Origin of the sequence: Inquilinus sp. (genome assembly GCF_039594555.1) — a bacterium.
Taxonomy (GTDB): domain Bacteria; phylum Pseudomonadota; class Alphaproteobacteria; order DSM-16000; family Inquilinaceae; genus Inquilinus.
In genome coordinates, this window is record NZ_JBCNNF010000236.1 from 1 (window position 1) to 10899 (window position 10899).

General features: G+C 71.4%; 10 protein-coding genes and 1 pseudogene. 6 read left to right on the forward strand and 5 right to left on the reverse strand.

Annotated elements, in window-relative coordinates; all coding sequences use genetic code 11:
* Positions 1-71: 71 nt before the first annotated feature.
* A complete protein-coding gene (locus ABDW35_RS22775) occupies positions 72-647 on the reverse strand; it encodes a hypothetical protein (protein WP_343716171.1) in 576 nt (191 codons plus the stop codon).
* 31 nt (positions 648-678) lie between these two features.
* Here ABDW35_RS22775 and ABDW35_RS22780 point away from each other — a divergent pair, with 31 nt between their 5' ends.
* Positions 679-1950, forward strand: a complete 1272-nt coding sequence (locus ABDW35_RS22780; RefSeq protein WP_343716172.1) for an ABC transporter ATP-binding protein — start codon at positions 679-681, stop codon at positions 1948-1950.
* A gap of 9 nt (positions 1951-1959) precedes the next feature.
* Here ABDW35_RS22780 and ABDW35_RS22785 read toward each other — a convergent pair whose 3' ends face one another.
* Both ABDW35_RS22785 and purB read right to left on the reverse strand, forming a co-directional pair.
* Positions 1960-3111, reverse strand: coding sequence for a PLP-dependent aspartate aminotransferase family protein (locus tag ABDW35_RS22785; RefSeq protein ID WP_343716173.1), 1152 nt, complete (start codon positions 3109-3111; stop codon positions 1960-1962).
* A 195-nt stretch (positions 3112-3306) separates the two neighbouring features.
* Positions 3307-4599, reverse strand: coding sequence for an adenylosuccinate lyase (purB, locus tag ABDW35_RS22790; protein ID WP_343716174.1), 1293 nt, complete (start codon positions 4597-4599; stop codon positions 3307-3309).
* A gap of 211 nt (positions 4600-4810) precedes the next feature.
* On the opposite strand from purB, the gene ABDW35_RS22795 reads away from it, so the two are divergent.
* Both ABDW35_RS22795 and ABDW35_RS22800 read left to right on the forward strand, forming a co-directional pair.
* A complete protein-coding gene (locus tag ABDW35_RS22795) occupies positions 4811-5431 on the forward strand; it encodes an FMN-binding negative transcriptional regulator (RefSeq protein ID WP_343716175.1) in 621 nt (206 codons plus the stop codon).
* Positions 5432-5585: 154 nt separating this feature from the next.
* Positions 5586-6848 carry an NAD(P)/FAD-dependent oxidoreductase gene (locus ABDW35_RS22800; RefSeq protein ID WP_343716176.1) on the forward strand — a complete coding sequence of 421 codons (1263 nt, stop codon included), beginning with the start codon at positions 5586-5588 and terminating at the stop codon, positions 6846-6848.
* A 190-nt stretch (positions 6849-7038) separates the two neighbouring features.
* On the opposite strand, the gene ABDW35_RS22805 is transcribed toward ABDW35_RS22800, so the two are convergent.
* Both ABDW35_RS22805 and ABDW35_RS22810 read right to left on the reverse strand, forming a co-directional pair.
* Positions 7039-7524, reverse strand: coding sequence for an aldo/keto reductase (locus tag ABDW35_RS22805; protein ID WP_343716177.1), 486 nt, complete (start codon positions 7522-7524; stop codon positions 7039-7041).
* 121 nt (positions 7525-7645) lie between these two features.
* Positions 7646-8044, reverse strand: a pseudogene (locus ABDW35_RS22810) (aldo/keto reductase); the annotation flags it as partial.
* Positions 8045-8178: 134 nt separating this feature from the next.
* On the opposite strand from ABDW35_RS22810, the gene ABDW35_RS22815 reads away from it, so the two are divergent.
* The 3 genes from ABDW35_RS22815 to ABDW35_RS22825 all read left to right on the forward strand — a co-directional run.
* Complete coding sequence (locus ABDW35_RS22815) at positions 8179-9132, forward strand: arginase family protein (RefSeq protein WP_343716178.1); 954 nt, start codon at positions 8179-8181, stop codon at positions 9130-9132.
* Positions 9133-9146: 14 nt separating this feature from the next.
* Positions 9147-9758 (forward strand): hypothetical protein, encoded by a 612-nt coding sequence (locus ABDW35_RS22820; protein ID WP_343716179.1) that lies wholly within the window; start codon positions 9147-9149, stop codon positions 9756-9758.
* Between the two features lie 160 nt (positions 9759-9918).
* Positions 9919-10899, forward strand: a 981-nt coding sequence (locus tag ABDW35_RS22825; RefSeq protein ID WP_343716180.1) for an MFS transporter, incomplete at its 3' end; no start/stop codon positions are given.

Consider the following 10899-nt stretch of genomic DNA (forward strand, 5'->3'; position numbering starts at 1 on the left):
TTGTGGGTGGCCGGGTGGGGGAGCGGGCTGGTGCGGCAGAATGCGCCTTCGGCGCATTCGCGAACCAACCCTCAACCCTCGGCAGCGGCCTTGTCCGATACGGCGGTGGTCCAGCCGAGCGCGGGCAACGCGATGGCCCGGCCGCCGCGCAGATCGACGCGGATGACGATCGCGCCCTGGCTTTCCAGGAAGGACAGCAGCCGCTTGGCCCGCCCGGTCGAGTGGGTGCCGTAGACGCGGGCGATCTCCGTATCGGAAGGGCAGGGCGCGCGTTCCAGCGCGGCGCGGGCGATGAGCAGGAAGACGCCGCGCGCATCCTCAGGCAGTGCCTCGGCCTCGCAGGCGGCATCGGCCATCGGGTCGCCCTCGCCGATGCCGGCGTAGAGGCCGGCGCGGGCCAATGACAGGCGCGTGCGAAAGCCGGCCAGGTCCAGCCCGGAATCATTGAGCCCGCGCATCCGGCAGCGCACGCCGAAATCCTGGAAGAGCACGGCGGCCGGGCGGAAGCTCTCGCCCTCGTCCGCCACGATCTCCGCGAGGCAGGCCGCGACGATGGCGTCGCGCTCCTCCGCGCTGGGCTCCGGGCGGCGATTCTCCTCCTGCAAGGGCAGGGCGGGGGCCTCGATCGACCGAAGGAGCTGCTCCATGCTCGGGCGGGGTGGTGGAGGCGGCGCGGGCATGGGCAGATCCAGCTCCGCCGGCTTCTCGAACAAAGCGGCGCGCGCTTCCTCGTCGGGGGCGCTGGGCAGGGGCATCAGCTTGGGCGAGGCGCTGCGGGCCGAGCTGGGCGGGCTGAACGCCGAGGTGGTCGAGGGCGTCCAGGGCCTGCGCGAGCTGGCGATCTTCGGCCACGGCCGCCGTTATCTCGACCGGCTGATGCGGCGGACGGCGGCCCTGCACGGCCACCAGCTGCGCTACGGCGCCAGGGCGGGGCTGGAGGCGGCGGCGATCGACATCCTGCTGGCCCTGGCCGTGCTGGCGGTGCTGGCCACCGGCGCCAGCCTGGTGGCGCAGGGCGCGCTGCCGATGGCGCTGTTCCCGCTGGCCCTGGTGCTGGCGGGCGCCGCCCTGGCGCCGATCACCCAGGTGACCGAGACCGGCCGCCAGCTCGGCGCGCTGCAGGCGGCGACACGGCGGGTGCTGACCATCCTGCGCCAGGCGCCGCAGGTCGAGGATCGCGGCCGGACGCGGCCGGAGGAAGGGCTGGCGCCCGAGGTGCGGTTCGAGGGCGTCGGCTTCGGCTATGACGACGAGCGCGGGCCGGTGCTGAGCGGCTTCGACGCCGCGATCGCGGCGGGCGAGACGGTGGCGCTGGTCGGCCGCTCCGGCGCCGGCAAGAGCACCTGCGCCAGCCTGCTGATGCGGTTCTGGGACCCGGCGGCCGGGCGCATCACGCTGGGCGGCCACGATTTACGCGACCTGCCGCTGGCGGAGCTGCGCCGCCGCGTCGCCATCGTGCCGCAGGACGTGCATCTGTTCGACCTGCCCGTCCTCGACAACATTCGCCTCGGCCGCCCGGATGCGAGCGAGGAGGAGGTGCAGCAGGCGGCGCGGCTGGCCCAGGCCGACGGCTTCATCCGCGCTTTGCCGCAGGGCTACGCCACGCGCTGCGGCGAGCGCGGGGCGCGGCTGTCGGGCGGGCAGCGCCAGCGCATCGCCATCGCCCGCGCCTTCCTGCAGAACGCCCCGGTGCTGGTGATGGACGAGGCGGTGTCGAACCTGGACACCGAGAGCGAGCAGGCGCTGCAGGCGGCGGTGCGCGAGCTGAGGCGCGGCCGGACGACGCTGGTCATCGCCCACCGCCTGTCGACGATCCGCAGCGCCGACCGGATCCTGATGCTGGAGGGCGGCCGCATCGCCGAGACCGGCCGGCACGAGGAGCTGCTGTATCGTGGCGGCCCCTATGCCCGGCTGGTCGCCGCCGCGGTGGATGGGGTGCTGGAGGCGTGAGGCGCCGCCTCAGGCGACGGCGGCCTTCAGCGCCTGCTCCAGGTCGGCGATCAGCTCGGCGGGGTCCTCGATGCCGGCGGACAGGCGCAGCAGGTCGTCGGGCACCGGGCTGGTCGGGCCCTCGACGCTGGCGCGGTGCTCGATCAGGCTCTCGACCCCGCCCAGCGAGGTGGCGCGCTTCCAGAGTTCGACCTTGGCGGCGGTGGCGATCGCGGCTTGGGCGCCGGCCTTGACGCGGACCGAGAGCATGCCGCCGAAGCCGCCCTGCATCTGCCGGGCGGCGACCGCATGGCCCGGCGCGTCCTCCAGCCCGGGATACAGCACGGCCGAGACCAGGTCGTGGCCGCGGAAATGCTCGGCGATGGCCAGCGCCGTGGCCGAGGCCTGGCGCACCCGCGGCACCAGCGTGCGCATGCCGCGCAGCAGCAGCCAGGCCTCGAACGGGCCCAGGATGGCGCCGTGCTGGGCGCGGATGCGCTTGATCCGCTGCCAGGTCTCGTCGTCGCGGGCGGTGGCCAGCGCCCCGGCGATGACGTCGGAATGGCCGTTCAGGTATTTGGTGGCGGAGTGCATCACCAGGTCGGCGCCGAGATCCAGCGGCCGGGTGTGCACCGGCGTCGCCACGGTGGAATCGACCGCCACCCGGGCGCCGGCGGCGTGCGCCGCCTCGGCCACCGCGGCGATGTCGGTGACGGTCCATATCGGGTTGGCCGGCGTCTCCAGCCACACCAGCTTCGTTTCGCCGGGCCGAAGCACGGCGCGGAGAGCGTCGATATCATGGGTGTCGACCAGCTCGACCTTCAGCCCCCAGCGGGTGGCCTCGGTCACCAGCCAGTTGCGCAGCGACCAGTACATCACCTTCGGCGCCAGCACATGGTCCCCCGGGGCCAGTGCCAGGAACACCGCGGTCGCGGCCGCCATGCCGGAGGCGAAGACTGCGGCGCCCTCAGCGCCCTCCAGCGCCGCCAGCACCGCCTCGGCCTGGTCGAAGCTCGGGTTGTTGTCCCGGGCGTAGATCCGGCCGGACCGGTACTGGTTGTCTGCGTCGCGGATATAGGTGGAGGAGGGGTGGATCGCCGGGGTGACCGCCATGGTCACGGGGTCGACCCAGCCCAGCGCCTGCGCCGCGATGCTGGCGGCCGAAAGCTTGCTCTTGTCCATCGCGTCACTCCGGGAGTGCTGGTCGTTGCCAGCGGTCAGACACCAAGACCTGTCATCCCGTGCGCAGCGCAGCATGCAATGATGCGCTGCAGACACGGGATCTCCACGAGAATGGCACCGAGATCCCGTGTCTGCGCAGCGGCACTGCGTGCCGCAGCGCGCACGGGATGACGATCCATCAATCCGGCGCCGGTCTCACGCGTCCGCAAACACGCGGGCGAAGATGCCGTCGACGTGCTTGGTGTAGAAGTCGTAGCTGAAGGCGCGGGCCAACTCCTCGCGCGGGATCGTGACCTCCGGGTCCGCCGCCAGGCGGTCGAGGAAGCTGCCGCCCTCGTGCCACACCTTCATGGCGTTGCGCTGGACCAGCAGATACGCGTCCTCGCGGCTGATTCCAGCCTGGGTCAGGGCCAGCAGCACGCGCTGCGAGAACACGAGGCCGCCGAGCGATTCCAGGTTCGCCTTCATCCGGTCCGGATAGATCAGCAGCTTGTCGACCACCCCGGTCAGCCGCGACAGGGCGAAGTCGAGGGTGACGGTGGCGTCGGGCGCCTGCATCCGCTCGACCGAGGAATGGCTGATGTCGCGCTCATGCCACAGCGCCACGTTCTCCATCGCCGGCACCACCGCGGCGCGGACCAGCCGGGCCAGGCCGGTCAGGTTCTCGGTCAGCACCGGGTTGCGCTTGTGCGGCATCGCCGACGAGCCCTTCTGGCCCTGGTGGAAGAACTCCTCCGCCTCGCGCACCTCGGTGCGCTGCAGGTGCCGGATCTCGATGGCGAGGTTCTCGATCGAGGAGGCGACGACGCCGAACACCGAGAACACCATGGCGTGGCGGTCGCGCGGGATCACCTGGGTCGACACCGGCTCGACAGCCAAGCCCAGCTTATCGGCGACATACTGCTCGACGAAGGGATCGACCGAGGCGAAGGTGCCGACCGGGCCGGAGATGGCGCAGGTGGCGATCTCGCGCCGCGCCTGCACCAGCCGGTCGCGGTTGCGGCGGAAGGCGGCCCAGTGGCCGGCCAGCTTCAGGCCGAAGGTGGTCGGCTCGGCATGGATGCCATGGCTGCGGCCGACGGTCAGGGTGTTCTTGTGCTCCTCCGCCCGCCGCTTCAGCGCCGCCAGCAGCAGGTCGACATCGGCGATCAGCAGGTCGATCGCCTGGGACAGCTGGATCGACAGCGTGGTGTCCAGCACGTCCGACGAGGTCATGCCCTGGTGCACGAAGCGCGCCTCGGGCCCGACATACTCGGCCAGGTTGGTCAGGAAGGCGATGACGTCGTGCCGGGTCTCGCGCTCGATCTCGTCGATGCGGGCGACATTGAAGTTGCCGCGCTCGCGCACCGCCTTGACCGCCGTCTCCGGCACGATACCCAGCTGTGCCATCGCCTCCAGCGCCGCGACCTCGATGTCCAGCCAGATCCGGTACTTGTTCTCCGGCTCCCAGATCCGGGTCATCTCGGGGCGGCTGTAGCGGGGGATCATCGGCGTGGTCCAGATGCGGGGCGGGAAGGGGCTGGGCCTGGATATAGCAGCATGCGGCGGCGGGGCGGAAGCGCAGGGGCTTGCCGAAACTGCATGCCGCCGGTGCGCCGCCGCCGGAATTGGTCCGGCCGTCCGCAAGCGATTGGTCCTGGCGGCCAGACCGATTCATCGCCATCTCTGCCGGGTTCCGCCCTCCCGCCAGGTTTCTGCCATGTACGTCCCGCCCGCCTTCCGGGAAGACCGGATCGAGATCCTGCACGACGTCCTCCGCCAGGCCGGCCTGGCCACGCTGGTCAGCCTCGGCGCCGACGGCCTCGTCGCCAGCCATGTGCCGATGCTGCTGGACCCGGCGGCCGGGCCGAACGGCACGCTCTACGGCCATCTCGCCAAGGCCAACCCGCATGCCTCCGGCGGCGCGGCGGGGACGGACGCGCTGGCGATCTTCCAGGGGCCCGACGCGTACATCACCCCGTCCTGGTACGAGACCAAGCGCCAGACCGGCAAGGTGGTGCCGACCTGGAACTATGTCGCGATCCACGCCAGCGGGCCGCTGGAGATGTTCGACGATGCCGACCGGCTGCTGGACCTCGTCACCCGCCTGACCGCGCGGCACGAGGGCGGCCGGGCCGCGCCCTGGGCAGTGTCCGACGCGCCAGCCGATTTCGTGCGCGGCCAGCTTAAGGGCATCGTCGGCTTTGCCCTGCCGATCGCCCGGCTGGAGGGCAAGTGGAAGATGAGCCAGAACCGCCCCGCCGCCGACCGCGCCGGCGTGGTCGAGGGGCTGGGCGCCGAGGGCCGGGACGACGTCGCGGCGCTGGTGCCGCAGGGGTGAGGCCAAGCTTGCGCCTTGGTCCATAGGCCACCGCATCGACCGGCATCCCCGTCCGGATAACGTTGAGACCCCCGCGAGCGGCAAAGCGACGCTGTTGTTACGGCCCGCCGCACCGCAATATCGGAGGGGCAAGTCTCACCGCGAGGGGATCATCATGACCGAGGCGCGTCACCGCGTGGTCGTCATCGGCGCCGGCTTCGGCGGGCTGCAGGCGGTGCTCCGCCTCAAGGGCGCGCCGGTCGACATCACCCTGATCGACCGGCGCAACCACCACCTGTTCCAGCCGCTCCTGTATCAGGTCGCCACCGCGTCGCTGGCGCCGTCGGAGATCGCCTGGCCGATCCGCCACCTGGTCGCCGGGCGGCCGGAGGTGCGCACCATCCTGGGCGAGGTCACAGGCGTCGACATGGCCGCGCGGCAGGTGCAGCTGCGCGGCGAGGCGCCGGTGCCCTACGACACGCTGCTGGTCGCCACCGGCGCGCGCCACGCCTATTTCGGCCATGACGACTGGGAGCCCTTCGCCCCCGGCCTGAAGGACATCGACGACGCCACCGCGATCCGCCGCCGCATCCTGCTGGCCTTCGAGCGGGCGGAGGTCGAGACCGATCCCGCGGTGCGCCGCGCGCTGCTGACCTTCGTCATCGTCGGCGCCGGCCCGACCGGGGTGGAGGTCGCGGGCACCATCGCCGAGCTGGCGCACCACACCATGGCCCGGGACTTCCGGGCGCTGAATCCCAAGGAGGCGCGGATCCTGCTGGTCGAGGCCGGACCGCGCGTGCTTTCGGCCTTCCCCGAGGACCTGTCGGCCTATGCCAAGGCGGCGCTGGAGCGGCTGGGGGCGGAGATCCTGACCGGCCACGCCGTCACCGAATGCGACGCCGACGGCGTGAAGCTCGGGGCTGAGCGCGTCCCGGCGAAAACGGTGATCTGGGCGGCCGGCGTCCAGGCCTCGCCCGCCGCCGTCTGGCTGGGGGCGGAGGCCGACCGCGCCGGCCGGGTGATGATCGCGCCCGACCTGACGCTGCCGGGCCATCCGGAGATCTTCGTGGTCGGCGACACCGCCCGGCTCGACGCCTGGAACGGCCAGCCACTGCCCGGCATCGCCCCGGCCGCCAAGCAGCAGGGCCAGCATGTGGCCGACACCATCCGTGCCCGGCTGGAGGGCAAGTCGGAGCCGCGGCCGTTCCGCTACAAGCATGCCGGCAGCCTGGCCACCATCGGCAAGCGGGCGGCGGTGATCGATTTCGGCTGGATCAAGCTGCGCGGCTGGCTGGCGTGGTGGATCTGGGGCTTCGCCCACATCTACTTCCTGATCGGTCTGCGCAACCGCCTGACCGTGGCGCTGAGCTGGCTGTGGATCTACACCACCGGCCAGCGCAGCGCCCGGCTGATCACCGGGCGGGAGCAGGAGGAGTAGGGGACCGTCTGATAATGCTACTGGCGCGGCCGTCTGATGGCGGTTTCTCCGCTTCCGGTGCTCACGCACAAGACGTGCGCTGCGCTCCGGTTCTCGAAACCACCACCAGCCGACTCACGCCAGCGCATTCTCAAACAGTCTCCGGCCGGTCCGGCGCGATCAGGTCGCGTTTGACGGATCACACCGGTGCTCACCCCCGCGGCGTCGGGGCCTCCGGCGCGATCAGGTCGCGGTCGCGCAGGGCCTGCCAGAAGCCGGCCGGGATCGGCGCGGCGGCCAGGGCCAGGTTCTCGGCGCTGCGGCCGGGGCGGCTGGCGCCGGGGATGATCGCGGCCACCGCCGGATGCGCCAGCGGGAACTGCAGCGCCGCGGCGCGCAGGTCTACGCCGAACTCCGCCGCCACCGCCTTCAGCCCGTCGACCCGGGCCTGAATCTCCGGCGTTGCCGTCTGGTACTCATAGTGCTCACCGCCGGCCAGGATGCCGGAATTGTACGGCCCGCCGACGACGATGCCGGCGCCGCGCGCCTCGGCCTTCGGCATCAGCCCGGCCAGGGCCTGGCGGTGGTCCAGGAGGGTGTAGCGGCCGGCCAGCAGGAAGCCGTCGGGATCGGCGCGGTCCAGCGCGACCTCGCAGGGCTCGACCTTGTTGACGCCCAGGCCCCAGCCCCCGATCATGCCTTCCTCGCGCAGCCGGGTCAGGGCCCGGCCGGCGCCGTCCAGCGCCGTCCAGCGCCTGGTCCAGCATCTCGCGCCAGCGCTCGCCGTGGAAATCCTCGGCGATGTCGTGGATCCAGACCAGGTCGATGCGGTCGGTGCCCATCCGCTTCAGGCTGTCCTCGATCGAGCGCAGCGCGCCGTCGGCGGAATAGTCGTAGACCCATTTGTTCGGCAGCCCGGCCGCGAACAGCCCGCCCTTCTCGCCCTGGTCGCGGGTGCCGGTCTCGATCTCGTCCAGGATCAGCCGGCCGACCTTGGTGCTGAGCACGTAGTCGCCGCGCGGCTTGTCCGCGAGCGCCTGGCCCATGCGGATCTCGGACAGGCCGGCGCCGTAGAAGGGGGCGGTGTCGTAGTAGCGGATGCCGGCATCCCAGGCGTCGCGGACGGCGGCGATCGCCTCGTCCTCCGGGATGGCGCGGAACATGTTGCCCAGCGGCGCGCCGCCGAAGCCCTGCGCGTGGTGGAGGGGCAGGCGCATGATGAGATCCTTTCAGATGTCGTGACCGCCCGGATATGGCGAGCCCGCACCGCCGCGGTAGCCGGCGTGCCGGCCCATCACCTTGGAAGAAACTTCACAGCCGGCCATACTGCGGCCGGATGGGGGAGGGACGCATGGCATATCCGACCGACGGCATCGCCGGCACGGCGCTGATCCGGGCGCCGTCGAATCTGGGCCTCCGGCCGCTGCGGCCGGGGCATGAGCCGGGGACCTGGCGCGGGCCGCAGGCGCTGACCGAGGCGGGGCTGGAGGTCGCGCTCCGGCCTGACCGCACGGTTGATCTGGCGCGGCCGCGCTACAGCACCGAGAAACAGCCGGGGACGGTGCTGCGCAACGGCCCGGCGATCCGGCGCTTCAATGAAGGGGTGACGGATGCGGTCGCCGCGGCGCTGCGCGACCGGCTGTTTCCCATCGTGGTCGGCGGCGACTGCTCGATCCTGATCGGCGCGCTGGCCGGGGCGCGGCGGCATGCGGAGCTGGCGCTGGTCCATCTCGACGGCCACAGCGATTTCCGCCACCCGGGCAACTACGAGGATTTCCCGCTGCATTCCGCCGCCGGCATGGACCTGGCGCTGGCGATCGGCCTGGGCGACCCGCTGATGCTGCGCTGGGACGGCGCGCCGGACCCGCTGGTGCCGGCCGAGCGGGCGATCCAGATCGGCGAGCGCGAGGGCCGCGACCCCGACTGGGGCTGGGAGGACATCGCCGACACCGCGATCACCCGCATCGACATGTTCGAGCTGCTGGAGCGGGGGTTACCGGACGCGCTGCGCCGCAGCTTCGCCGTGCTGGACCGGACGCCGGCGATCCCGTTCTGGGTCCATCTCGACGTCGATATCCTCGACCAGACGGTGATGCCGGCGGTGGATTCGCCCGGCAGCCCGGGACTCGACTATGCTGGCCTGGCCGAGCTGCTGCGCGGTTTCGTGGCCTCGCCGCGCTGCCTGGGCCTGACCATCACCATCTACGACCCGGACCTGGACCCGGACGGCGCCTATGCAGGCGGCCTGGTCAGCATGCTGGCGGATGGGCTGGCGCCGCTGGCGGCGCGGCGGCAGGGGATGTAAGCGGGGATGAAGTCATGATCGCGAAAACCGGAGTGTTCACCAGCGTATTGGCGGTGCTTCTCCTGGTCGGCTGCACCCAATCCCAGCCTCCTGTCCCGGACAATCGGCAGGCGGAGGCCGAAGCCAGTCCGGTACCGAGTGTTTCCGGGGAGAAACCAGACCTTCCCTGCGCCTATTCGCCCGCATCGTCGGGGAAGAGCATCCCCAGCATGCAGCAATACGGCTACCTGACCGACATGCCGGCGCCCGTGTATCTCAGTGTTGCGCGCAGCCTTCATCTCTTCGACGAGCACGAAAAGCCGGGCGAGATCAGGGCCGAGCTTCCACAGATGGTCGCCCCGCCAAGCGGCAGATGGCAGGTGGGGGACGCCATTGTCGATCCGAACTTGCCATCCTGGCGCTTCATGGGTGGCGTCAGGTCAAAGAAGTACTGGCATATCTGGTTGCAGACTGGGGGAATCGGCAAGGCGGAGCATGTGCTGATCGTCCAGCCCGACGACGTGGCCGACAAGGTGCATGTCAAAGCACATTTCATGGGCCTCTATGAAGACCTTTGCCCGCTGGTCCAGGTGCTCGAGCAGGTATCGTTCTGGGGCGTGACGATGAAGAGCGGCGAGTTGTGGTAGGCCCAGACAGTCGGTCACCTTCGGCTTTGCCATGCCGAGCCCGGTCGCCATGCTGGCCGAGGGGCTGGCGCCGTTGACAGGCGCCCGCCGCCGGCCCTAGACGAGCGGCACATCCCGCCAGCCCTTCGCCAGCCGGACCGACCAGCAGACGGAGCATCCGATGGCCGCCGAAACTCCTGTCAGCCCGGGCGTCCGCGCTGCCATTCCGCGCGGCGTGTGGATGCTGGGCTTCGTCAGCCTGTTCATGGACGTCTCGTCGGAGATGATCCATGCGCTGCTGCCGGTGTTCCTGCTCACCACCGTCGGCGCCAGCGCCATGGTGATCGGGCTGATCGAGGGCGTGGCCGAGGCCACCGCCTCGATCGTCAAGGTGTTCTCCGGCGTGCTCAGCGACTGGTTCGGCCGGCGCAAGCTGCTGGCCGTGATCGGCTACGGCCTCGGCGCCCTGTCGAAGCCGCTGTTTCCGCTGGCCGGCGGCGCCGGGCTGGTGCTGGCGGCGCGCTTCATCGATCGGGTCGGCAAGGGCATTCGCGGCGCGCCGCGCGACGCGCTGGTCGCCGACCTGACGCCGCCGGCGATCCGCGGCGCCGCCTTCGGGCTGCGCCAGTCGCTCGACACCGTCGGCGCCTTCGCCGGGCCGCTGCTGGCGATCGGGCTGATGCTGGCCAGCGGCGGCGACATCCAGCTGGTGTTCTGGCTGTCGGTGATCCCGGCCGTGGTCTCGGTCGCCATCCTGGTCGGCGGCGTGCACGAGCCGGAGGCCCAACGGCCGGCCAAGGCGGCGCGGTCGCCGATCCGCCGCGACGAGCTGCGCCGGCTGGGCGGCGCCTATTGGCGCGTGGTCGCGGTGGCGGCGGTGCTGACCCTGGCGCGGTTCAGCGAGGCGTTCCTGGTGCTGAAGGCGCAGGAGGCCGGGCTGGCGCTGGCCCTGGTGCCGCTGGTGCTGGTGGTGATGAACGTCGCCTACGCCCTGTCCGCCTATCCGGTCGGGGTGCTGTCCGACCGCCACGACCCGAAGCGGCTGCTGGTCCTCGGCTTCGCCGTGCTGGTCGCGGCCGATTTGGTGCTGGCGCTGGATGGGGGGGTGTGGGCGGTGATCGCCGCCACCGCGTTGTGGGGGCTGCATATGTGCATGACCCAG

What these genes read in the sequence shown, in the direction of transcription:
- ABDW35_RS22775 (WP_343716171.1), bottom strand. Translation starts at nt 647, where the DNA reads ATGGAGCAGCTCCTTCGGTCGATCGAGGCCCCCGCCCTGCCCTTGCAG.
- ABDW35_RS22780 (WP_343716172.1), top strand. Translation starts at nt 679, where the DNA reads ATGGGCAGATCCAGCTCCGCCGGCTTCTCGAACAAAGCGGCGCGCGCT.
- ABDW35_RS22785 (WP_343716173.1), bottom strand. Translation starts at nt 3,111, where the DNA reads ATGGACAAGAGCAAGCTTTCGGCCGCCAGCATCGCGGCGCAGGCGCTG.
- purB (WP_343716174.1), bottom strand. Translation starts at nt 4,599, where the DNA reads ATGATCCCCCGCTACAGCCGCCCCGAGATGACCCGGATCTGGGAGCCG.
- ABDW35_RS22795 (WP_343716175.1), top strand. Translation starts at nt 4,811, where the DNA reads ATGTACGTCCCGCCCGCCTTCCGGGAAGACCGGATCGAGATCCTGCAC.
- ABDW35_RS22800 (WP_343716176.1), top strand. Translation starts at nt 5,586, where the DNA reads ATGACCGAGGCGCGTCACCGCGTGGTCGTCATCGGCGCCGGCTTCGGC.
- ABDW35_RS22805 (WP_343716177.1), bottom strand. Translation starts at nt 7,524, where the DNA reads ATGATCGGGGGCTGGGGCCTGGGCGTCAACAAGGTCGAGCCCTGCGAG.
- ABDW35_RS22815 (WP_343716178.1), top strand. Translation starts at nt 8,179, where the DNA reads ATGGCATATCCGACCGACGGCATCGCCGGCACGGCGCTGATCCGGGCG.
- ABDW35_RS22820 (WP_343716179.1), top strand. Translation starts at nt 9,147, where the DNA reads ATGATCGCGAAAACCGGAGTGTTCACCAGCGTATTGGCGGTGCTTCTC.